At 64.5% G+C, this 24286-nt stretch carries 15 protein-coding genes; 11 read left to right on the top strand and 4 right to left on the bottom strand.

Annotated elements, in window-relative coordinates:
* The first annotated feature begins 314 nt into the window (after positions 1–314).
* Complete coding sequence (gene rpoB, locus ACQKOE_RS06285; RefSeq protein WP_427512023.1) at positions 315–4484, top strand: DNA-directed RNA polymerase subunit beta; 4170 nt, start codon at positions 315–317, stop codon at positions 4482–4484.
* 151 nt (positions 4485–4635) lie between these two features.
* On the top strand, positions 4636–8925 hold the full coding sequence (rpoC, locus tag ACQKOE_RS06280; RefSeq protein WP_427512022.1) for a DNA-directed RNA polymerase subunit beta': 4290 nt from the start codon (positions 4636–4638) through the stop codon (positions 8923–8925).
* A gap of 252 nt (positions 8926–9177) precedes the next feature.
* On the opposite strand, the gene ACQKOE_RS06275 is transcribed toward rpoC, so the two are convergent.
* Together ACQKOE_RS06275 and ACQKOE_RS06270 are read right to left on the bottom strand one after the other, a co-directional pair.
* Positions 9178–10341, bottom strand: coding sequence for a serine hydrolase (locus ACQKOE_RS06275; RefSeq protein ID WP_427512021.1), 1164 nt, complete (start codon positions 10339–10341; stop codon positions 9178–9180).
* Positions 10342–10423: 82 nt separating this feature from the next.
* Positions 10424–11548: a serine hydrolase domain-containing protein gene (locus ACQKOE_RS06270; RefSeq protein ID WP_427512020.1), complete on the bottom strand. Its 1125-nt coding sequence runs from the start codon at positions 11546–11548 to the stop codon at positions 10424–10426.
* A 55-nt stretch (positions 11549–11603) separates the two neighbouring features.
* On the opposite strand from ACQKOE_RS06270, the gene ACQKOE_RS06265 reads away from it, so the two are divergent.
* From ACQKOE_RS06265 to ACQKOE_RS06235, 7 genes are all read left to right on the top strand, one after another.
* Positions 11604–13265 (top strand): NAD+ synthase, encoded by a 1662-nt coding sequence (locus tag ACQKOE_RS06265; protein WP_427512019.1) that lies wholly within the window; start codon positions 11604–11606, stop codon positions 13263–13265.
* Between the two features lie 40 nt (positions 13266–13305).
* A complete protein-coding gene (gltX, locus tag ACQKOE_RS06260) occupies positions 13306–14634 on the top strand; it encodes a glutamate--tRNA ligase (RefSeq protein WP_427512018.1) in 1329 nt (442 codons plus the stop codon).
* Positions 14635–14718: 84 nt separating this feature from the next.
* The gene (locus ACQKOE_RS06255; protein WP_427512017.1) at positions 14719–15468 is read left to right on the top strand and encodes a hypothetical protein; all 750 of its coding nucleotides are present in this window, start codon (positions 14719–14721) and stop codon (positions 15466–15468) included.
* A 256-nt stretch (positions 15469–15724) separates the two neighbouring features.
* Positions 15725–16753: an aspartate-semialdehyde dehydrogenase gene (locus ACQKOE_RS06250; protein WP_427512016.1), complete on the top strand. Its 1029-nt coding sequence runs from the start codon at positions 15725–15727 to the stop codon at positions 16751–16753.
* A gap of 43 nt (positions 16754–16796) precedes the next feature.
* Positions 16797–17018 (top strand): hypothetical protein, encoded by a 222-nt coding sequence (locus tag ACQKOE_RS06245; RefSeq protein WP_374588958.1) that lies wholly within the window; start codon positions 16797–16799, stop codon positions 17016–17018.
* Between the two features lie 92 nt (positions 17019–17110).
* Positions 17111–17299, top strand: coding sequence for a hypothetical protein (locus tag ACQKOE_RS06240; protein ID WP_374588960.1), 189 nt, complete (start codon positions 17111–17113; stop codon positions 17297–17299).
* 13 nt (positions 17300–17312) lie between these two features.
* A complete protein-coding gene (locus ACQKOE_RS06235; protein ID WP_374588962.1) occupies positions 17313–17666 on the top strand; it encodes a carboxymuconolactone decarboxylase family protein in 354 nt (117 codons plus the stop codon).
* Here the strand turns inward: ACQKOE_RS06235 and ACQKOE_RS06230 are convergent, their stop codons facing one another.
* Complete coding sequence (locus ACQKOE_RS06230) at positions 17667–20441, bottom strand: [protein-PII] uridylyltransferase (RefSeq protein ID WP_427512015.1); 2775 nt, start codon at positions 20439–20441, stop codon at positions 17667–17669.
* A complete protein-coding gene (locus ACQKOE_RS06225) occupies positions 20411–22123 on the bottom strand; it encodes a class I adenylate-forming enzyme family protein (protein WP_427512014.1) in 1713 nt (570 codons plus the stop codon). Before ACQKOE_RS06225 ends, ACQKOE_RS06230 begins: the two co-directional genes overlap by 31 nt.
* A gap of 164 nt (positions 22124–22287) precedes the next feature.
* On the opposite strand from ACQKOE_RS06225, the gene lgt reads away from it, so the two are divergent.
* Together lgt and ACQKOE_RS06215 are read left to right on the top strand one after the other, a co-directional pair.
* Positions 22288–23184 carry a prolipoprotein diacylglyceryl transferase gene (lgt, locus tag ACQKOE_RS06220; protein WP_427512013.1) on the top strand — a complete coding sequence of 299 codons (897 nt, stop codon included), beginning with the start codon at positions 22288–22290 and terminating at the stop codon, positions 23182–23184.
* The gene (locus tag ACQKOE_RS06215; RefSeq protein ID WP_427512012.1) at positions 23181–24239 is read left to right on the top strand and encodes a class I SAM-dependent methyltransferase; all 1059 of its coding nucleotides are present in this window, start codon (positions 23181–23183) and stop codon (positions 24237–24239) included. Before lgt ends, ACQKOE_RS06215 begins: the two co-directional genes overlap by 4 nt.
* Positions 24240–24286 lie beyond the last annotated feature (47 nt).

Raw genomic sequence — 24286 nt, 5'->3', positions numbered from 1 at the left:
GAATTCATGCCGGATTGACTGGACAGCCCGGCTATTCGCCGATCCGACACCCCAACCGGGTTTGACTCAAGCACCCCCTGCGCCTATAGCCCCTCCCAAGACCGAAGCTTCGAGCAAGCACGGCCCATGCGCGGGGGCCGGGCCAGGAAGGAAGCGGCGGACTTTCCATCTGACGCGACAGGCTGCGGGCCGCTTCCCGAATCGGGGGCGATTGCCATGCGGCCTTTTTGTCGTCCGGTGGATCGCCACACGCCGCGCGTGGCAAGATTCATCGCCGGATTTCCGGCACTTTAGCGAAGAGGCAAGACCCTCCCATGGCCAAGACGGCTTCCACCCCCGCAGCCGCAGCTTTGCGCTCGACTGCCAAGAAGCGCATCCGCAAGATCTTCGGCGACATCCACGAAGTGGTGAAGATGCCGAACCTGATCGAGGTTCAGCGCGAATCGTATGAACAGTTCCTGCGTTCCGATCCTTCGGTCGGTTACGTCTCGGGCCTGGAAAAGACGCTGCGGTCGGTTTTCCCGATCCGCGACTTTGCCGGTACCAGCGAGCTGGACTTCGTTCACTACGAACTGGAAGACCCGAAGTACGACACCACCGAGTGCCGCCAGCGCGGGATCACCTATGCCGCGCCGATGAAGGTCACGCTGCGCCTGATCGTCTTTGAAGTCGACGCCGAAACCGAAACCCGGTCGGTCCTCGATATCAAGGAGCAGGACGTCTACATGGGCGACATGCCGCTCATGACCGAGAACGGCACCTTCATCGTCAACGGCACCGAGCGCGTGATCGTATCGCAGATGCACCGTTCGCCGGGCGTGCTGTTCGACCATGACCGCGGCAAGACCCACTCTTCGGGCAAGTACCTCTTCGCCGCCCGCGTGATCCCCTACCGCGGTTCGTGGCTGGACTTTGAATTCGACGCCAAGGACATCGTCAACGTCCGTATCGACCGCAAGCGCAAGCTGCCGGTCACGGCCCTGCTCCACGCTCTGGGCCTGGATGACGAAGGCATCCTCAACCACTTCTACCAGACCGTGACCTGGAAGCGCGGCGAAGGCGGCTGGCGCCTGCCCTACGTCGCTGAACAGTGGCGCGGCCAGAAGCCGGCGTTCGACATGGTCGACGCCAAGAGCGGCGAAGTGATCTTTGCCGCCGGCACCAAGATCAGCCCGCGCGCCGCCAACAAGGCGGAAAAGGACGGCCTGAGCGAACTGCTGATCCCGACCGAGGAAATCTTCGGCCGCTATTCCGCACGCGACCTGATCGACGAAAGCACCGGCCGCATCTGGATCGAAGCGGGCGACGAAGTCAGCCCGGAAAACCTGGACGCGCTGGACAAGGCCGGGATCGACCAGCTGGAACTGCTGGACATCGACCACATTTCGACCGGTCCGTGGATCCGCAACACCCTGAAGGCTGACAAGGCCCCGGACCGCGACCACGCCCTGGCCGATATCTACCGCGTCATGCGCCCCGGCGAACCGCCGACGCGCGAAACCGCCGAAGCCCTGTTCGAAGGCCTGTTCTTCGATGCGGACCGCTATGACCTGTCGGCCGTGGGCCGCGTCAAGCTGAACATGCGCCTGGGCCTGGACGCCGAAGACACCATCACCACTCTGCGCACCGAGGACATCCTCGCCGTGGTCAAGGAACTGGTGAACCTGAAGGACGGCAAGGGCGAAGTCGACGACATCGACAACCTCGGCAACCGTCGTGTCCGTTCGGTTGGCGAACTGCTGGAAAACCAGTACCGCGTCGGCCTGCTGCGCATGGAACGCGCGGTCAAGGAGCGCATGAGCAGCGTCGACGTGTCAACCGTCATGCCGAACGACCTGATCAACGCCAAGCCGGCCGTGGCTGCGGTGCGTGAATTTTTCGGCTCGTCGCAGCTGTCGCAGTTCATGGACCAGACCAACCCGCTGTCGGAAGTGACCCACAAGCGCCGCGTTTCGGCCCTTGGGCCGGGCGGTCTGACCCGCGAACGCGCCGGCTTCGAAGTCCGCGACGTTCACCCGACCCACTATGGCCGCATCTGCCCGATCGAAACGCCGGAAGGCCCGAACATCGGTCTGATCAACTCGCTGTCGACCTTCGCCCGCGTCAACAAGTACGGCTTCATCGAAACCCCGTACCGCAAGGTCGTGGACGGCAAGGTGACCGGCGAAGTCGTGTACCTGTCGGCCATGGAAGAGCAGAAGCACACCGTTGCCCAGGCATCGGCCGAGCTGAACGCTGACGGTTCGTTCGTCGAAGAACTGGTCTCGGCCCGTGAAAGCGGCGAATTCGTGATGGCTCCGCGCGATCACGTGACGCTGATGGACGTTTCGCCCAAGCAGCTGGTTTCGGTTGCCGCCTCGCTCATTCCGTTCCTGGAAAACGACGACGCCAACCGCGCGCTGATGGGATCGAACATGCAGCGCCAGGCGGTGCCGCTGGTCCGCGCCGAAGCGCCGTTCGTCGGCACCGGCATGGAAGAAACCGTGGCGCGCGATTCCGGCGCGGCGATTGCCGCCCTGCGCGGCGGTATCGTCGACCAGGTCGACGCGACCCGTATCGTGATCCGCGCCAGCGGCGATATCGAACCCGGCCAGTCGGGCGTCGACATCTACCGCCTGCAGAAGTTCGAACGCTCCAACCAGTCGACCTGCATCAACCAGCGCCCGCTGGTGAAGGTGGGCGACGTGGTCCAGGCTGGCGACATCCTGGCTGACGGTCCCTCGACCGAGCTGGGCGAACTGGCCCTGGGCCGCAACGTGCTCGTCGCGTTCATGCCCTGGAACGGCTACAACTACGAAGACTCGATCCTGATCAGCGAACGCATCGTCAAGGACGACGTGTTCACCTCGATCCACATCGAGGAATTCGAAGTCATGGCCCGCGACACCAAGCTTGGGCCGGAAGACATCACCCGCGACATCCCGAACGTCGGCGAGGAAGCCCTGCGCAACCTCGACGAAGCGGGCATCGTCTACATCGGCGCCGAAGTGCATCCGGGCGACATCCTGGTCGGCAAGATCACCCCGAAGGGTGAATCGCCGATGACCCCGGAAGAAAAGCTGCTGCGCGCGATCTTCGGCGAAAAGGCCAGCGACGTGCGCGACACCTCGCTCCGTCTGCCCCCGGGCGTTGCCGGTACGATTGTCGACGTTCGCGTCTTCAACCGTCACGGGATCGAGATCGACGACCGTACCCGCGCGATCCAGAACGAGGAAATCGAACGCCTCGCCAAGGACCGTGAGGACGAGCGTGGCATTCTGAATCGCGCCACCTACAACCGTCTGCGCGACATGCTGATCGGCCAGGTGGCCGCAGCCGCACCGAAGGGCTTCAAGAAGGGCGACACGATCTCGGAAGAGAACCTGTCCGAAGTCGAACGCCACGAATGGTGGAAGTTCGCCGTGGCCGACGACAAGGTCCAGGCTCAGCTCGAAGCGGTCAAGGTCCAGTACGACGCGACCGTCAAGGCGATCCAGGAGAAGTTCGAGGACCGCAAGGAAAAGCTGGAACGCGGCGACGAACTCGCCCCGGGCGTGCTCAAGATGGTCAAGGTTTTCGTCGCGGTGAAGCGCAAGCTGCAGCCGGGCGACAAGATGGCCGGCCGTCACGGCAACAAGGGTATCATCAGCCGCATCCTGCCGTCTGAAGACATGCCCTTCCTGGAAGACGGTACTCCGGTTGACTTCGTGCTCAACCCGCTGGGCGTGCCGAGCCGCATGAACGTCGGCCAGATCTTCGAAACCCACCTGGGCTGGGCCGCGCGCGGCCTGGGCAAGAAGATCGGCGACGCGCTGGATGCCTGGCGCGAAGCCAATCCGAACCCGACCGCGGTCGAGGCTCCGTCGGCGGTCAAGGAAGTGCTGCTCGACATCTACGGCGAAAACTACGCCGCAGAGATCGAGGCGCGCAGCAACGACCAGATCATCGAACTGGCCCAGAACGTCCGCGCAGGCGTGCCGATGGGTTCGCCGGTGTTCGACGGCGCGGTCGAGGCAGACGTTTCCGCCATGCTGCGCAAGGCCGGGCTGGACGAAAGCGGGCAGGTCACCCTGTTCGACGGCCGTACCGGCGAAGCCTTCGACCGCAAGGTGACTGTCGGTTACAAGTACGTGCTCAAGCTGCACCACCTTGTCGACGACAAGATCCACGCCCGCTCGATCGGCCCCTACTCGCTCGTTACCCAGCAGCCGCTGGGCGGCAAGGCGCAGTTCGGTGGCCAGCGCTTCGGGGAAATGGAGGTCTGGGCGCTCCAGGCCTATGGCGCCGCCTATACGCTGCAGGAAATGCTGACGGTGAAGTCGGACGACGTGGTCGGCCGCACCAAGGTCTACGAAGCGATCGTCAAGGGCGACGACACCTTCGAAGCCGGCATTCCGGAAAGCTTCAACGTGCTCGTGAAGGAAATGCGCAGCCTCGGCCTCAACGTCGAGCTGTCCAGCCTGACCGACGAGGACGACGGCGACTTCGCGGAGGCTGCCGAATAGGCATCCCGCCCCCCCACAGGGGGCGACCGTACTCCCCCCTCCCGCTTGCGGGAGGGGCCGGGGGAGGGCCTGTTAGGGCAAGCACCTCCCCAGACTGAACATGCCCTCCCCTAACCCCTCCCGCAGGCGGGAGGGGAACTGGAGTGAAGAAATGAACGACCTGACCAAGTTCACCAACCAGATGGCGAAGCCCGAAACCTTCGACCAGATCCAGATCGGCCTCGCCTCGCCCGAACGCATCCGTTCGTGGTCCTTCGGCGAAATCAAGAAGCCGGAAACGATCAATTACCGCACCTTCAAGCCGGAACGCGACGGCCTGTTCTGCGCCCGCATCTTCGGTCCCGTGAAGGACTACGAATGCCTATGCGGCAAGTACAAGCGCATGAAGTACAAGGGCGTCGTCTGCGAAAAGTGCGGCGTCGAAGTGACCGTGACCAAGGTCCGCCGCGAGCGTATGGGCCACATCGAACTGGCCGCGCCGGTTGCGCATATCTGGTTCCTGAAGTCGCTGCCGAGCCGCATCGGCCTGCTGCTCGACATGCAGCTCAAGCAGCTTGAGCGCATTCTCTACTTCGAAAGCTACGTGGTGATCGAGCCGGGCCTGACCCCGCTTGAAAAGTACCAGCTGCTGACCGAAGACGAACTGTACGAATACCAGGACGAATACGGCGAAGACGCCTTCTCCGCCGGCATTGGGGCCGAAGCCGTCAAGCACATGCTGATGAGCCTCGACCTGGAACAGGAAAAGGTCGACCTGCTGGAAGAACTCGCCACGACCAAGAGCGAGCTCAAGCCCAAGAAGATCATCAAGCGCCTGAAGGTGGTCGAATCGTTCATCGAATCCGGCAACCGCCCGGAATGGATGATCCTCGACGTCGTGCCGGTCATTCCGCCAGAACTGCGCCCGCTGGTGCCGCTGGACGGTGGCCGCTTTGCGACCTCGGACCTCAACGACCTCTACCGCCGCGTCATCAACCGCAACAACCGCCTGAAGCGCCTGATCGAACTGCGCGCGCCGGACATCATCGTCCGCAACGAAAAGCGCATGTTGCAGGAAGCCGTCGACGCCCTGTTCGACAACGGCCGCCGCGGGCGCGTCATCACCGGCGCCAACAAGCGCCCGCTGAAGTCGCTGTCCGACATGCTGAAGGGCAAGCAGGGCCGCTTCCGCCAGAACCTGCTCGGCAAGCGCGTCGACTATTCGGGCCGTTCGGTCATCGTGACCGGTCCGGAACTGAAGCTGCACCAGTGCGGCCTGCCCAAGAAGATGGCGCTCGAACTGTTCAAGCCGTTCATCTACGCGCGGCTTGACGCCAAGGGTCTGTCGATGACCCTGAAGCAGGCGAAGAAGTGGGTCGAAAAGGAACGCAAGGAAGTCTGGGACATCCTGGACGAAGTGATCCGCGAACACCCGGTTCTGCTGAACCGCGCGCCGACGCTGCACCGTCTGGGCATCCAGGCGTTCGAACCGGTCCTGATCGAAGGCAAGGCGATCCAGCTGCACCCGCTGGTCTGCTCGGCCTTCAACGCCGACTTCGACGGTGACCAGATGGCCGTTCACGTGCCGCTTTCGCTGGAAGCCCAGCTGGAAGCCCGCGTGCTGATGATGTCGACCAACAACATCCTCAGCCCTGCCAATGGCAAGCCGATCATCGTGCCGTCGCAGGACATGGTCCTGGGCCTGTACTACCTGTCGATCGACCGTGAGAACGAGCCGGGCCAGGGCATGATGTTCGCCGACATGGCCGAAGTGCACCAGGCACTGGAAGTGGGTGCGGTCACGCTCCACTCCAAGATCATCGCACGCGTGCCGCAGACCGACGAAAACGGTCAGCAGTACCTGAAGCGGTTCGAAACCACGCCGGGCCGCATGCTGATCGGCGAATGCCTGCCCAAGTCGCACACCGTTCCCTTCGACGTGGTCAACAAGGTCCTGACCAAGAAGGAAATCGGTGACGTTATCGACCAGGTCTATCGTCACACCGGCCAGAAGGACACGGTCCTGTTCGCCGACGCGATCATGGCCCTGGGCTTCCGTCACGCGTTCAAGGCCGGCATCTCGTTCGGCAAGGACGACATGATCATTCCGGACAGCAAGGAAGCGCTGGTCGAGGAAACCAAGGCCCTGGTTGCTGACTACGAACAGCAGTACCAGGACGGCCTGATCACCCAGCAGGAAAAGTACAACAAGGTGATCGACGCCTGGAGCCGTTGCGGCGACCAGGTCGCGAACGCCATGATGGACGAGATCAAGGCCAGCCCGGTCGACCCCGAAACGGGCCGTCAGAAGCCGATCAACTCGATCTACATGATGAGCCACTCGGGTGCGCGTGGTTCGCCAACCCAGATGAAGCAGCTGGCCGGGATGCGCGGCCTGATGGCCAAGCCTTCGGGCGAAATCATCGAAACGCCGATCATCTCGAACTTCAAGGAAGGTCTGACCGTTCTTGAATACTTCAACTCCACCCACGGCGCCCGCAAGGGTCTGGCCGACACCGCGCTCAAGACGGCGAACTCGGGTTACCTGACCCGCCGTCTGGTCGACGTGTCGCAGGACTGCGTTGTGGTGGTCGAGGATTGCGGCACCGAACGCGCGCTGGAAATGCGCTCGATCGTGCAGGGCGGTTCCACCATCGCCAGCCTCGCCGAACGCATCCTGGGCCGCACCCTGGCCGAGGACATCGTCGACAAGGACGGCAATGTCGTTGCGGCCAAGGGCGCACTGCTCGACGAAGCCGCCGTGGCTGCGATCGAAGCGACCGGCGTTCAGGCCGCGCGCATCCGCTCGCCGCTGATCTGCGAGGCCGAACAGGGCGTCTGCGCGACCTGCTATGGCCGCGATCTGGCACGTGGTACGCCGGTCAACATCGGTGAAGCTGTCGGCGTCATCGCCGCTCAGTCGATCGGTGAACCGGGCACTCAGCTGACCATGCGTACGTTCCACATCGGTGGCGCTGCGCAGGTCAACGAACAGTCGCACCTCGAAGCGATCTGCGACGGCACCGTGGTCTATCGCGACATCCCGACCATCACGGACAAGCGTGGTCGCCGCCTCAGCCTTGCTCGCAACGGCGAAATCGTGGTGGTCGACGGCGAAGGGCGCGAGCGCGCCATTCACCGCGTGCCCTATGGTACCCACCTGCTGCACGAAGATGGCGCGATCATCAACGAAGGCGACCGCCTGGCCGAGTGGGACCCCTTCACTCTGCCGGTGATCACCGAAAAGCCGGGTATCGTGAAGTACCAGGACCTGATCGACGGCAAGACGCTGACCGAAGTCACCGACGACGCGACGGGCATGTCCAGCCGCGTGGTGACCGAGAACCGCTCTGCCAGCCGTTCGAAGAAGGAGGACCTGCGTCCTCGCCTGACCCTGCTGGATGACGCCTCGGGCGAAGCCGCGCGCTACATGATGGCGCCGGGCACCACCCTGTCGGTCGAAGACGGCCAGGCGGTCGAAGCTGGCGACATCCTTGCCCGTGCCAGCCGCGAAGCCGCCAAGACCCGCGACATCACCGGCGGTCTGCCGCGCGTTGCCGAACTGTTCGAAGCCCGCAAGCCGAAGGACAATTCGATCATCGCCAAGGTTTCGGGCCGGATCGAATTCGTTCGCGACTACAAGGCCAAGCGCAAGATCGCGATCATCCCGGAAGAGGGTGAGCCGATCGAGTACCTGATCCCGAAGAGCCGCGTGATCGACGTTCAGGAAGGCGACTGGGTCAAGAAGGGTGACAACCTGATCAGCGGTTCGCCCGATCCGCACGACATCCTGGAAGTGCTGGGGGTTGAGGCTCTGGCCGAATACCTCGTCGCCGAAATCCAGGAAGTCTACCGCTTGCAGGGCGTGAAGATCAACGACAAGCACATCGAGGTGATCGTTCGCCAGATGCTGCAGAAGGTTGAAATCACCGACGGTGGCGACACCGTGCTCCTGGCCGGCGAACAGGTCGACCGTGAGGAAATGGACGAGTACAACAGCAAGCTGGCCCCGGGGCAGAAGCCCGCGGAAGGCAAGCCGGTGCTGCTGGGCATCACCAAGGCCTCGCTCCAGACCCGCTCGTTCATCTCTGCCGCATCGTTCCAGGAAACCACCCGCGTGCTGACGCAGGCGGCGGTCGAAGGAAAGCGCGACAGCCTGATCGGCCTGAAGGAAAACGTCATCGTTGGCCGCCTGATCCCGGCGGGCACCGGTGCCGGCATGAACCGCCTGCGCGTTGCCGCAAGCAGCCGCGACGCCGCTCTGCGCGCTTCGTACCGCAAGTTGCAGGAGAGCCTGATCGCTCCCGACAGCGCGGCAGAAGAACATGCCGCCGAACTGGCCCAGGGACCGGAAGCAGCCATCGGTGATGATCCGCTGGCCGTGGTCGAAGGTGAAACCCACGGCACCGACGCCGATGCGGGCGAATACCTGAACCCCGAAGCGGCGGAAGGCGAAGAGTAAACCTCTTCGCCCCACCCGGGCAAGCGAAAGGCCCCGCCGGAGCGATCCGGCGGGGCTTTTTCATTGGGCACTGCACCAACCCTTCGAGACGCCTTTCAGCCTGCGGCTTCAAGGCTCCTCAGGGCGAACGGCAAGGAGGTGATAGCGCTGCGGGGCAAGCTCCTCCCCCACACCGTTCGTGCTGAGGAAGGGCCGAAATCGCAGATTGAGGCCCTGTCTCGAAGCACTGCTGCGAAACGGGCTGGGGCTTTTCTAACTGGACCGCGCGGAATCATGCGCCGCCGCAACAGCACGCGATACGGCCTGCATCATTTCCATCCGCACCGGAATCGGCTGGCGGGTTTCGCCGATCATCACCGCCACGCCGTAAGAGGTTCCGTCCGGCGCAACGAACACCGCCACGTCGTTATAGCCCGTGGCCAGGCCGCGCAGTTCCTGTCCGGTGCCGGTCTTGTGATAGACCTTCCAGCCCGCCGGTACGCCGCCCTTGAGGCGCCGCGGGCCGCTGCGCGAATGGGCCATGATGTCCAGCATGACCTGCGTCGCCGAGGGGGAGAGCAGATCGCCCATGGCCAGCTGGCCCAGCGCCTTGGAAATCCCGGCCGGGGTCGCACCGTCCATCGGATCGGCGACATAGCGGGCGAGCAGTTCCTGGCGATGCTCCAGCGGCAAGCGTTCGCGCGCGTCGTCAAAATTGCGGGCCTGGGCCAGCTCCGGAGTCCATTGCAGTCCGGCAATCGCGCTTTGCAACAGGCGTTCGCCGGGGCCAAAGCGGATGCCCTCAAGCCCGCGCTCCTTGAGCAGGCCCCGCACATGATCGGGTCCGCCCACGGTCCACAGCAGCTTGTCATTGGCCAGGTTGTCCGACAGCGAGAGCGAATTCTGGAGCAGGGTCTGGACCGGCAGGGTCAGCGAACCTTCTTCCAGCAAGCGCCAGCGCATCGGCTGGTTGAAAACCACCAGGTCCTCCGGGCGCAGGGTCAGCGGCTGGTCCAGCCGGACCTTGCCCTGATCGACCGCGTCCATCACGCTCAGCGCGACCCACAGCTTGGATACGCTCTGCTGCGGGAAAAATTCGTCCTGCCGCGCGCCGACCACCCAGTCGCACCCGGCCTGGGTGACGCCGATGCCGACCTTGCCCTGGAACGAGGCGGCAATGCGGTTTATTTCCTGTTGCAGGGCTTCCGGTCGGGGGGCGCAATTGGCTGCCTTGCGCGGCGTCCTGGCCTGGGCCGGCTTTATCGCTGCATCGCTGAGCGCGGCGGACGTCCCTGACAATTTGCCATAGGCCATGCCCATCCCGGCAAGGGCGGCGGTGCCGGCCACGATCATTCCCAGCCGCCGGAGCAGAGGCGAGCGGCGCGGGGCAAGGCTGCTGTTCAGAGTCGCGGGGTCGTCGCGTTTCAGTCGGGTCATCTTGGGTTCGGAGGATATGCCGACCTTGCGCGCAAGCCAACCGGCTGCGCGACAAGGCGTGCAAATCTCCCCAGCAAATGGTTCAACGCGCGGCGTAGGCCATTTGTTCCAGCGCGCCGAAGGTCGCCAAGGCGCCCGGATCGCCAAACGGGGAAAGCTGGCTCATCATGACGCCGCCCACACCGCTTTGCGGATCGATCCAGTAATAGGAATTGAAAATCCCCGCCCAGGCCAGGCTCCCCGGTGCGCGCCCATGCGGCCCTTGCTCCGGATTGATCAGGAAGCCCAGGCCCCAGCCGGTGTGCTGATCGGGGAAGGTGTCATAGGGCTGGGCGAGGTGCGGCATCGAGGTGCCCATGGCGCCGGCGCGCAGCGGTCCGATCTGGTTGCGCGCCATTTCGGCCACGGTCTCCTCGCGCAGCACGCGCTTGCCATCCAGCTCGCCGCCGCGCAGCATGGCGCGGACGAAGCGGGCATAGTCCGGTGCCGTGCCGATCAGGCCGCCCCCGGCGTTGTGATACTCGCCGCCGCCCAGGAACATCGGCTGCACCTTCAGAGCGCCGCTTTCATCCCGCACGTGAACCTGCGCTGCGCCTTCCGGCAGGGCATCGTAAAATCCGGTGCCGGTCATCCCCAGGGGGGCAAAGACATGCTCGGCCATGTAATCGCCCAGCTTTTCGCCGGTCGCCGCCTCAACCGCCAAGCCGGCCCAGTCGATCCCGACTGAATATTCCCAGCGCTCGCCGGGATCGAACATCAGCGGCATCCGGATCGAATCGAGCGAACCGGGCGCGGGCATTCCTACGGCGGAAAAATATTGCAGCACTTCGGGGTGGATGAAGAAATAGCCCAGGCCTGCCGTGTGAGTCAGCAGGTGCCGCAGGGTCACCGGCCGCGCGGCGGGGCGCAGCTGCGGCTTTCCGTCCGCGTCAAACCCGGTCAGCACCTGGGCATTGGCCAGGTCCGGCACCAGATCGCCAATCGGTGCATCCAGGTCCAGCCGTCCCGCCTCTACCAGCTGCATCGCGGCAAGAGTAGCGAGCGCCTTGGTCATCGAAGCGATCTGGAACGGGGTGTCTTCCGCAACCGGGCGGTTGCTTTCGGTATCGGTCACGCCCAGCGCGCTGGAAAAACGCACTCCGTCGCGATCCACGATCATCCCGACGACGCCGGGCAGATTGGCATTTGCAAAAGCCTGTTCGAACATTTTTCCTCTCCTGTTGCGCATTGGCTAACGCGGCTGCAGCGCTTAGGAAAGACAAATGGTCGATACGCTATCCATCACGCTTGCCCAGCTGAACCAGTCCGTCGGCGATATTGCTGGCAATGCCGCCGCCATGCTGGCGGCGCGCGAACGGTCGCGGGCCGCCGGCGCGGACCTGATCGTTTTCCCGGAAATGCAGCTGATCGGCTATCCGCCCGAAGACCTGGTGCTGAAACCGGCGTTGATCGAGCGAGCGGCGGGACAGCTTGAAACGCTGGCCCAGGCCACGGCCGACGGCGGTCCGGCCATGCTGGTCGGCTCGGTCTTCGTCGTTGATGGCAACCTGCACAACGGCGTCGCCCTGCTGGACCAGGGCAAGATCGCGGCGATCCGGCTCAAGCACGAATTGCCGAACTATGGCACCTTCGATGAGATGCGGCTGTTCCAGTCGGGCCCGCTTCCGGAACCCGTGGTGTTTCGCGGGGTGATGATCGGCTTGCCGATCTGCGAGGATATCTGGCACCCGGACGTGTGCCGTCATCTGGCCGAATTCGGCGCCGAACTGCTGCTCTGCGTCAATGGCAGCCCGTACGAGATCGACAAGGATACCTTGCGGATCGACGGCGTGGCCAAGCGCCGCGCAGTCGATAACAATCTGCCGCTGGCCTATGTCAACCGCGTCGGCGGGCAGGACGAACTGGTGTTCGACGGGGCCAGCTTCGTGATCAATGGCGACGGCACCCTGGCAGTCCAGATGAAGGACTGGGAAGAGCAGGAAGTGACCACCCGCTGGACCCGCACCGCCACCGGCTGGCGCTGCGACGCGGGCGAGATTGCGCCGCTGGCCGACCATCCGGAAGACATTTACTGCGCGATGGTCCTGGCCCTGCGCGACTATGTGGACCGCAACCGCTTTCCGGGTGTGGTCCTGGGCCTGTCGGGCGGGATCGATAGCGCGATCTGCGCCGCGATTGCCGCCGATGCCCTGGGCCCGGACCGGGTGTGGTGCGTGATGCTGCCCAGCCGCTATACCAGCCAGCTCAGCCTGGATCTGGCCACCGAATGCGCGCAGATGATCGGCTGTCGCTATGACACGATCCCGATCTCTCCGGCGGTCGAGGCGTTCGACACCATGCTGGCCGGCAGCTTCGCGGGCCGCGCGGTCGACCTGACCGAGGAGAACATCCAGTCGCGCATTCGCGGCGTGACCTTGATGGCCCTGTCCAACAAGTTTGGCCCGATGCTGCTGACCACCGGCAACAAGAGCGAAATGAGCGTCGGCTATGCGACGATCTATGGCGACATGGCGGGCGGCTACAACCCGCTGAAGGACGCCTACAAGATGACCGTCTTTGCGATCAGCGAATGGCGCAACCGGCTCAAGCCGCGCATCGGCCTGGGCCCGGACGGGCCGGTCATGCCCGAAGGGATCATCACCCGCCCGCCCTCCGCCGAACTGCGCCCGGACCAGAAGGACGAGGATTCGCTGCCGCCCTACCCGGTGCTGGACGGCATCCTTCACGGCCTGGTCGAACACGAAAAAAGCGTCGACCAACTGGTCAGCGAAGGGTTTGAGCGGGACACCGTGATCCGGATCGAGCGCCTGCTCTACCTCTCCGAATACAAGCGCCGCCAGGCTCCTCCGGGAGTCAAGCTGGGCACGCGCAATTTCGGGCGCGACCGCCGCTATCCGATCACCAACGCGTTCCGCAGCGCTTAAGCGGCTGTGCGAAGCCGCTTGCGGTGCTAAGGGGCCGGGCATGACGGTTATCACGCGCTTTGCACCCAGCCCGACCGGGCAGCTTCATGTCGGCAATGTCCGCACCGCCCTGCACAATTGGCTGCTGGCCCGCCATGCGGGGGGCCGCTTCATGCTGCGGATCGACGATACCGACGCTGAACGCAGCCGCGAGGACTATGTCGAGGCGATTCGCGCGGACCTGGCCTGGCTGGGCATCGTGCCGGATGGCGAGGAGCGCCAGTCGCTGCGTTTTGACCTCTATGAGCGCGAATTCCAGCGGCTGGTCGCAGCGGGCCGGGTCTATCGCTGCTATGAAACCGCGCAGGAACTGGACCTGAAGCGCAAGGTGCTGCTGGGACGCGGCCTGCCGCCGATCTATGACCGCGCCGCCCTGAACCTGACCGAGGCGGACCATGCGGCCAAGGCCGAATCCGGCGAAAAGCCGCACTGGCGCTTTCTGCTGAACCGCGATGAAGCCATCGACTGGCACGACGGCATTCGCGGGGCCCAGCACTTCGATCCGGCACAGATGTCCGACCCGGTGATCCGCCGCGCCGATGGCTCCTGGCTCTACATGCTGCCCAGCGTGATCGACGACATCGACATGGGCGTGACCGACGTGCTGCGCGGCGAGGACCACGTTTCCAATACGGCAACGCAGATCCAGATGTTCACCGCGCTGGGCGCCCAGCCGCCGCGCTTCGCGCACGAGGCGCTGCTGGTCGGGACCGAGGGCAAGCTGTCCAAGCGGCTTGGTTCGCTTGGCCTATCGACGCTGCGGGATGAGGGGATTGAGCCCGAAGCGCTGATCACCCTGCTGGCGCGCCTTGGCACCTCCGATCCGGTCGATCCCGCACTGGACGTGGACCAGATCGCCGCCACCTTTGACCTCTCCCGCTTTGGCCGCGCTCCGGCCCGGTTTGACGAGGCGGAGCTGCACCGCGTCAACGCCGCGATCGTCCACCGCCTACCTTACGCCCGCGTCGCACACCTCCTGCCGCAGGGCATGGGCGAGCAGGCCTGGGAAGCGATCCGCCCGAACCTGGAACACATCGGCGAAGCGGCGGACTGGTGGCAGGTCGTCACCGGACCGATCACCGCCCCGCCGCAGGAACAGGCCGAACGGGAGTTCCTGGCAGAGGCCGCCGCCGCGCTGGAAACCACAGGCGCGGACTGGGCCGCCCTGACCGCCGCCTTGAAGGAATCCACCGGACGCAAGGGCAAGGCGCTGTTCCTCCCCCTGCGCCAGGCCCTGACCGGCCGCGACCACGGCCCGGACATGTCCGCGCTGCTGCGGTTGATTGGCAAGGACGCAGCCAAGGCGCGACTTGCTGCTGCCGCAGGATAATTTCAAGCAATCACAATCACTGGTTGAAGTTATTCAATTCGGTATTATTCCTTTTAATATCAAGGAATAATGTCGGATCGAGCCATGTGGCAGGATATCAAGGAAGTATACGCTAACGCCTGGAAAGCATTTTTCCTGCTGCCGCTGTTGTTTGTGATCCCGGCGTTTGTCGAATTTGCTCAACACATCGTTGAGATGAATGCGGGCATGTATGAAAGCCGCGCAGCGGCAAAGGCGGCGGCGGACGATCCGATGCGGATGATCTTCGGCTTTGCCAAGGTTCTGTCGCTTTCCCTTCCGACCTATTGGTTCGTTCGTCTTATGGCCTTTCAGGACCGGGCAAAGGCCGCACGCATAGAGGCCCCCGCGTTTGGTCTGTGGCTGGTCCTCATGGCTCTCATGGCCCTGCAAACGGCACTCGCCATGTTCGGGCCGCCGCTTGGCACGCTGCTTGGTTTGAATGGCAAGTTTGCTGCGATCATCGGCCCGGCGCTGAACAGCGTCTGGTCGATTTTCGGACTGTACTTAATCGCCTGGGCCGTTGCCTGGCCTCTCGGTAATCGTGAAATCGGTCCGCTGCACTCGATCAAGCTCATGTCCGGTTCGTTCTGGCGAACGGTCGCCTATCTTCTCGTTTGCGTGCTGCCCTTGATGGCCATGCACTATGCGCTAGGGTATCTGGCCATTGGATTGACCCCGACTTGGCTCGACTGGCCGGTCTTGCTGCTCGATTCGCTGATCGTGGCCTTTCTTGCTTGCGCGACGCCGGGAGCCAGTTTCGTTGCTGCGCGGCATGCCGCCCTCCGAAATGGTGTGTCGCTGTTGCCCGCCTGAAGGACGCCGCGCAGTAATCTTTCGCAGGCGCAGCAAGAAAAGCATTGCCATTGCGCGCAGCCGCCGCTAGGGGCGCGGACCATGTCCAGCCTGACGACCATTACCATTACCACCAAACCGACCGCCTCGGCGGGAACGGTTGTGGCGGTGCGCGGTTAAGGCACCCGGACAACCCGCCCCGCACGAGCAGGCGGGGCACCCTTTACAGGAACAACTGAACCCCGCTGCTCTCCCAATTTGAAGGAGTAGCATCATCATGGTTCATCGTTTCGCCCCCGGACAGCAACTCAACGTCGGCATCGTCGGCGCCACCGGCCTGGTTGGCTCCATGATCCGCGAGATCCTGGCCGAGCGCAATTTCCCGGTCGGCAACCTGCGCCTGTTCGCTTCCGCCCGCTCTGCCGGCAAGGTGGTGGACGGCGTAACCGTCGAAGACGCGGCGACTGCCGACTATTCCGGTCTGGACATCGTGCTGTTCTCGGCAGGCGGATCGACCTCCAAGGCGATTGCCCCGAAGGCGGCGGCAGCCGGAGCCGTGGTGATCGACAATTCGTCGGCCTGGCGCTCGGACCCGGACGTGCCGCTGGTCGTTTCGGAAGTGAACCCGCACGCACTGGCCAATTTGCCCAAGGGCATCGTTGCCAATCCCAACTGCACCACCATGGCCGCCATGCCGGTCCTGCGCCCGCTTCATGACGAAGCCGGACTGAAGCGGCTGGTCGTATCGACTTATCAGGCCGTGTCCGGCGGCGGCCTGGAAGGGATCGACGTGCTGGCGCGCCAGATCGCTCATGTTGGCGACAAGGCGCGTGAACTGGCAACCGGCGGCCATCAGGACCTGCTGCCCCAGGCTGAAAAGTGGGCCGTGCCGATGGCGCACAACGTGGTGCCGCTGAACTATGTCTATGCCGAGGACGGCTATACCGAGGAAGAGATCAAGCTGCGCGACGAAAGCCGCAAGATCCTGGAAATCCCCGGCCTGCCCGTGTCCGGCACCTGCGTGCGCGTACCAGTCTTCACCGGCCATGCCCTGTCGATCAATGCCGAGTTCGAACGCCCGATCAGCGTGGAGCGTGCGCTGGAACTGCTCGGCTCCGCGCCTGGCGTGGTCGTCACCGAAGTTCCCAATCCGCTCGACGCGACGGGCCAGGACCCGGTCTTCGTCGGCCGCGTCCGCAACGATCCCACCGTGGCCCATGGCTTGGCTCTGTTCGTGGTGGGGGACAATCTGCGCAAGGGCGCGGCGCTCAACGCAGTGCAGATCGCCGAAGCGTTGATCAGCTAAGCCCGGTCGCGGAACAGATCGCGGGGCCGCCTGTTTTCCGGACGTGATCAGGAAAACAGCAGTCAGCGGCCCCGTCTATCTGGCCTCGGCGGTCGGAGTCCTCTTCCTGGGGGTCTTCGCCTGGCGGGTCATGGCCGCATATCTGGCGACCGGCGTGGTCCTGATGCTGACCGCGCTGGTTGCGCTGATCGGCCTGGCCCACGGCTGGCACCGCCACTTGCGCAAGCAGCGCCTGCGCGAACCGCCGGATCAGATGAACATTTGAAGCCCGCAAGCGCCTCTGCTTTTGATGGGAATCAAGGACACCGGACACAGCTACATTAGTCCATCCTGATATTTGACTGTCAGGGGGTTCCTGTGTCCAAACTGTTCTTCATCATTCACGCCGTCGTGATGACCACCCTGATGGGCATGGCCGTTACGGCTGTTCTAACCATGGGCCTGCCAGGCTGGAAGCCCTTGGCCCTTGCCGCTGTCTGCGGCTTCATCGTTTCGATCCCGGTCACCTGGATCATTGCAAACAAGATCGAAGCGGCAACGCGGTAAGGAGCGCGAAACCATGCACAAGGATTGGCCAGCCATGGCGGCGGAACTTTCTTCCGCGATCAAGGAAGTCCGCCTGGGCAGCCCGGAGGTGATGAAGCACTTTTCCGCCATGGCCACTGCGGCCACGGCAGGCGGCGCGCTGGACACCAAGACCAAGGAACTGCTGGCAATCGGCATCGCCGTTGCGATCCGCTGCGACGGGTGCATTGCCTTTCATGCCAAGGCCGCCATGCAACACGGCGCCACGCGCGAGGAAATCATGGAGACGATGGGCCTCGCCATCTACATGGGCGCCGGGCCCAGCCTGATGTACGCGGCCCAGGCGGTCGAAGCCTATGACCAGTTTGCCGGACAGGCCAAAGCCTGATCAGGCCGCCGCCACGTCCACCGTCTGATCCTCTGCCGCTTCGAGCAGTTTCTTCTCGACGCCCTTGAGCCGCGAACCGGACTCCACCTTTTCGCCCAGCACGTCCGTGACGTAGAAGGTATCGACCGCGCGCTCGCCATAGGTGGCGATGTGGGCGGAATGGACCATCAGCTTGGCTTCGAACAGGGCGCGGGCGAGGCGGTTGAGCAGGGCCGGACGGTCCCGCGCGTTGACTTCGACCACGGTGAAGCGGTTTGACGCGGCATTGTCGAATTCGACCTGCGGACGCACTTCGAAGGCATCGGCGCGCGGCCGGGCGAGGGGCCGCGCGGCGAGCTGCGGCACCAGCTTGATACGTCCGCCAAGGGCGTCCCCGATCATCGTTTCGATTCGGGCAAGCTGGTCTTCTTCGGAGAAGGGACGACCCAGCGGGTCCTGGACGAGGAAATTGTCGACCGCCATGCCGTTGCGCGCCGTATGGATGCGCGCGTCGATGATGTTCCCGCCCGCCAGGTGGATGCCCCCGGCGATGCGGTAGAACAGGCCTGGATGGTCGGCAGCGATGACGGTGACGAGGGTCGCCCCGCGCGCCGCGTAATATTCGGTCCGCACGTCCAGCGCCTTGCCCTGCGCCGCGTCCAGCTGGCTGAGGTTGCTGGCGATCACATCGTCCGGCTCGGCAATCCAGTAGGCATCGTTGAACTGCTTGGCATAGGTTTCGACCAGGCCCGCCTGGTTGCCCAGGCGTTCGGCCACGGCCTTCTGCTTGGCGGCGATGCGCTCGCTGCGCCCGCGCTGGACGTGGCCCAGCCGAAGGCGCTCTTCAGCGGCTTCGTAGAGTTCGTGGATCAGCTGGCGCTTCCAGCCGTTCCACACGCCGGGACCGACCGCGCGGATATCGACGATGGTCAGCATGGTCAGCAACCGCAGCCGCTCGACCGACTGAACCTGCGTCACAAAGTCGGTAATCGTCTTCCAGTCGGAAAGGTCGCGCTTGAACGCGACCGCGCTCATCAGCAGGTGGGCGCGAACCAGCCATGCCGTCAGCCGCGTTTCCTCCGCGCTCATGCCCAGACGCGGACACAGCTTTTGCGCCACTTCGGCTCCCAGCACCGAATGGTCGCCGCGCCGCCCCTTGGCAATGTCGTGCAGCAGGACCGAGACATAGAGCGCGCGGCGGTTGACCACCTTGTGGACGATCGTTGTCGCCAGCGGATGGTCCGCCTTCATCTCGCCCTTTTCGATCCGGGCCATCAGGCCGATCGCGCGAATGGTGTGCTCGTCCACCGTGTAGTGGTGGTACATGTCGAACTGCATCTGCGCATTGACCCGGCCAAAGTCGGGAATGAAGCGGCCGAACACGCCCGCTTCGTTGAACCAGCGCAGCGCGTTTTCGGGATCGTTGCGGCTGGTGAGCAGTTCCAGGAACAGGGCATTGGCGCGCGGATCGGTGCGTACGCTATCGACCAGCCGCGCATCCTGGACCGCGAGGCGCATGGCATCGGGGTGCAGCTCCAGCCCATGGGCATCGGCCAGCACGAAAATCTCGATCAGGCGCGCGGGGTCTTCGGCAAACCAGGTTTCGCTCGGCACGTTGATCCGCCCGCCGAAGACCGGATAGCCTTTGACCATACGCCGCCGCGCCCGGAACCCGGCGAGCAGGCCCTTGGGCTGCTTCTTGGCGAACTGATCGTCCAGCTGGGCCAGGAACAGGCCGGTCAAGTGGCCCACGCGTTTCGCCTGGAGGAAGAAGTACTGCATGAACCGCTCGACCGCGCTCTTGCCCGGGCGGTCGGCGAACTGCATCCGCGCCGCGACTTCGCGCTGCAAGTCAAAGGTCAGGCGGTCCTCGGCGCGGCGGGTGATCGTGTGGAGATGGCACCGCACGGCCCAGAAGAAATCCTCGGCCTTGCGGAACGCGCGGTATTCCGCCGGGCTGAGCAGGCCGACGCCGACCAGTTCCGACGCATCGCGAACGTGGTGGATATACTTGCCGATCCAGTAGAGCGTGTGCAGGTCGCGCAGCCCGCCCTTGCCCTCCTTCACATTGGGCTCAACGACATAGCGGCTGTCGCCCAGCCGCTTGTGCCGCTCGTTCCGTTCTGCCAGCTTTTCGGTGACGTACTGCCGCTCCGTCCCGGCCACCACTTCGGCCCAGAACCGGCGCTGGGCCTCATCGAACAGGGCCTGGTCGCCCCAGACATAGCGCCCTTCCAGCATGGCGGTGCGGATCGTCAGGTCGCCCTTGGCCATGCGCACGGTTTCATCGAGCGAGCGGCTGGAGTGGCCGACTTTCAGCCCCAGGTCCCAGAGGAAATAAAGCATCGCCTCGATCACCTGCTCGCACCACGGCGTCTGCTTGATCGGAGTGACGAAGGCGATGTCGACGTCGGAATGGGGCGCCATTTCGCCCCGGCCATAGCCGCCCACTGCCATGATCGTCAGCCGCTCGCCGGACGAGCGGTTGGCTGCCGGATAGACATCGCCCACGACATGGTCGTGGATAAGCCGCACCAGCTGGTCGACCAGGAAGGCCTGGGCCTCCGCGCTCATATGTCCGGCAGAGGGCTTTTCGGCCAGGCGCCGCGCAATCTCGGCGCGGCCTGCGGCAAGAGCGCCGCGCAGCAGCTCGACCACCTTGGGCCGCGCCTTGGCCGCCCCTTCGGCTTCGACCAGTTCGGTGATGGCGCCAGCCAGCGCGCGGCGATCGATCACCGCGCGCTGATGGACGATGCGCGAACCGGTTACCCGGCCAGTTTCTGCTCTGCTTCCCACACTGGTAGGTAACGGGCTTTCAGGGTCCGCTTGTCAACCTTTTCAGTGCCCAGGCGCGGCAGGTTTTCCGTTTCCTGCCACAGCCGCACCGGCACCTTGAACGGGGCGATGTGCTGAAGCAGGAATTCCTTGAGCTGTTCCTCGCTCAGGCTGCGGCCTTCCTTGACCACGAAGACCGCTGCGGGCTGCTCGCCAAAGCGCTCATCCGGCAGGCCGAACACGCTGGCTTCGGCCACGTCGGGATGGGCATAGATCGCCTCTTCCACTTCGATGCAGGCAATGTTCTCGCCGCCGCGAATGATGATCTCTTTCTTGCGGTCAACGATAAACAGGTACTGGTCCTCGTCCAGATAGCCGAGGTCGCCGGTGCGGAACCAGCCGTCGGCCGTGATGGCCGCAGCGGTCGCTTCGGGGTTTTCCCAATAGCCGCCGAAATTGACGATGGAGCGGAAGGCCACTTCGCCGGTCGTGTTGGCGGGCAGGACTTTTCCGGCGTCATCCAGGATGCCGATCTCGATCAGCGGCTTGGTCGCCGTACCGGTGGAGCCGGGCTTGTTGAGGTAGTTCTCGTTCAGGTTGCCGCAGCCCGCGCCGTTGGTTTCGGTCAGGCCATAGCCGAGCAGCGGGAAGGCGTGGGGCAGGGCATCCTTGATCCGGCGGACATGGTCCACCGGGCGCGGCGCACCGCCCGCCGCGAACGAGGTGCAGCTGGACAGGTCGTACTTGTCGCGGTTCGGATGCGTGGCGATTTCAAAGCTCATCAGCGGAACGCCGACGAAATAGGTCACCTTCTCCCGCTCGATCAGCCGCATCGCCTCTTCCGCGTCCCAGCGCGGCATCAGCACCAGCTTCCGCCCGATGACGAAGGATTGCAGGAACACTGGCACTTCGCCGGTCACGTGGAACAGCGGCACGTTGACCAGGGTGCAGGGCTGGATCGAGGGCGCCTCACCCTTTTCGGTCAGCATGGTCAGGATCGTCAGCGTCTGCGCGACATAGGAGAACACCGCCTGGGTCACCGCGCGATGATCGGACCAGGCCCCCTTGGACAGGCCGGTCGAGCCGGAAGTGTAAAGGATCGTCGCCAGGTCGTCGCCAGTCAGCGCGGGCAGCGGCGTGCCCGCTCCGCCGCCATTGCCCAGGACATTAGCCAGGCCCTGTTCCCAGGCGCAGTCATGCTGGAACAGGATCACCTTCGTATCGACGTCAAGCTGGGCAATCCGGTCGGCACGCTGCTGGTCCGCCAGGACAATGGTGCAGCCGGTCAGTTCGATCCCGGCGGCCATTTCCTCGCCGCTCCACCAGCCGTTGAGCAGGCAGACGCAGCCGCCCGCCATCAAGGTTGCCATGTAGGCGACGATCCAGTTGGTCGAATTGCGCGCGGCAATCCCGATCCGGTCGCCCTTTTGCACGCCATGTCCGGCGACCAGCGCGCCCGCCACGGCGCGCGCCGCGGCATAGGTCTGGGCAAAGGTCATGCGGATTTCGCCGTCGACCAGAAATTCCTTGTCGCCGTGCTGGGCGCAGAACATTTCGAACAGCACCGGCAGGCTGGACGGCGCGTTCTTCAGCATCGGCAACTGGCGGCCATAGCGTTCGAAGGGAACCGTCTCCAGCATGGCGCCGGGGGCGGTCAGGCGGGCAACAACATCATCAAGCGCATTGTCGAGTTCGGTGCGCATGCGGCATCCTTCTTGTCTTTATGCCCCAGGACAGCCGCGCCCCTTCTCGCGCCTGTCCCGAAAACTCTCCATGGGTCTGCCGGGGTTTGTTTCCCGGCTGGCTCTGTGCCACAAGCAGCGCCGAAGCGCCCGCCGGGCCAGAGAATGTCTAAGGGGTTGAGCACTTGCTGTCACTATCGCTTGCAACGCTGGCCGCAGCCGCAGGAAACGCGCCGATCCACTTCAACGATCTGGGACTTAGCCCCAATCTCTTCACCATCGGCAGCTTTGCCCTGCGCTGGTACAGCCTGGCCTATCTGGCCGGGATCCTGCTGGCCTATTGGCACACGTCCAAGGCGGTGAAGGCACCCGGCGCGCCGCTGGCGCAGCGCCATGTCGATGACCTGTTCTTCTACTGCACCCTGGGCGTGATCCTGGGCGGACGTCTGGGCTATGCCACGTTCTACACCGGCGGAGACACCGGCATTCCAAGCCTGTGGGCGCATCCCGGAGAGCTGATCAAGCTGTGGAACGGCGGGATGAGCTTCCATGGCGGCCTGATCGGCGTGACGATAGCCATTGCGTGGGTATGCTGGCGGAACAAACTGTCGTTCCTGCGAGTGACCGATTACATCGCCGTGGCCGTGCCCTTCGGGATGCTGTTCGGCCGCATGGCCAATTTCGTGAATGGCGAGCTGTGGGGCCGCGTGGCCGGGCCGGACGTGCCCTGGGCCATCATCTTCCCCGGCGCGGGCGAACTGCCGCGCCACCCCAGCCAGCTTTACGAAGCGCTGCTGGAAGGGTTACTGCTGGCGATCATCCTGATCCCGCTGTTCTGGAAAACCCGGGCCCGGTGGCGTCCCGGCCTGCTGGCGGGCCTGTTCACCATGGGGATCGGCCTGGGCCGCTTCGTGGTCGAATTCTTCCGCGAGCCGGACGAGCAGCTTCAGGAGTTCGCGCGCCAGACCGGGCTGTCGATGGGCCAGTGGCTGACCATTCCGCTGATCGTGATCGGCCTGTTCTTCGTGGTCCGCGCCCTGATCCGCCCTGAACTGAACAGCACGGCCCGCGCTCCGCAATGAGCGACCAGACAGCGCCGGAATCCCTGGCGGCGGTATTCCGGCGGCTGATTGCCAATACGGGGCCAATCAGCCTGATGCACTACATGGGCGAGGCGAACGCGCGCTACTACGCCTCGCGCGATCCCCTGGGCAGCGGGGGCGACTTCATCACCGCGCCGGAAATCAGCCAGATGTTCGGCGAACTGATCGGCCTGTGGCTGGCCGATATGTGGATCAACGCGGGGCGGCCGCAGCCGGTTCACTATGTCGAACTCGGCCCCGGTCGCGGCACGCTGGCCAGTGACGCGCTGCGCGTGGCAAAACGCTTTGGGCTGGAGCCGGAAGTCCACCTGGTCGAAACTTCGCCCGAACTGAAGCATCTGCAACTGGCCAACCTGCCGCAGGCGCGCTGGCACCATGACCTGTCCACCGTGCCCGGTCGCTGCCCGATCCTGCTGGTCGCCAACGAATTCCTTGATGCGCTGCCGGTGCGGCAATTGGTCAAGACGGCAGAGGGCTGGCGCGAACGCATGGTCGTACCCGAAGGGGAGCGGTTCATCTGCATCGCCGGCAGCCAGCCGATGGATGCCGCCGTGCCCGAGGCGCGGCGCGCCGCTGAACCCGGCACGATCATCGAAACCTGCCCCGGCGCGGCGGCTGTGGTCTATGAAGTGGCGGGCCGACTGGTCCAGCAGGGCGGCGCGGCGCTGTTCATCGATTACGGCCACGACAGCGTGCAGAACGGGTCCACCTTGCAGGCGGTTCGCGCTCACCAGAAGGTCGATCCCTTCATCAACCCCGGCGAGGCGGACCTGACCGCCCTGGTCGATTTCGCCACCCTCGCGCCCGTCGCCGAATCGCGGGGCTGCCGCTGGCTGGGGACCGTTGAACAGGGCGCGTGGTTGCAGGCGCTGGGCATAGATGCCCGCGCCAGGGCCCTGGCCGAGGCTGCGCCTGACCAGGCCGAGGCCATCGAAAGTGCCCGGAATCGACTGGTTGCCGAGGACGAGATGGGCAGCCTGTTCAAGGTGATGGGTCTGGCCGCGCCCGGCTGGCCGCGCGGGGTTGGTTTCTAGGCGCGACGGGTTGAGCCTTTCGCCGGTTGCACCGCCCGGCGCGATCG

The sequence above is a fragment of the Novosphingobium sp. NPDC080210 genome (assembly GCF_050281025.1).
GTDB lineage: Bacteria > Pseudomonadota > Alphaproteobacteria > Sphingomonadales > Sphingomonadaceae > Novosphingobium.
Note: the sequence above shows the minus strand (reverse complement) of the source record. Positions and strands in the feature narration are given on the sequence as shown.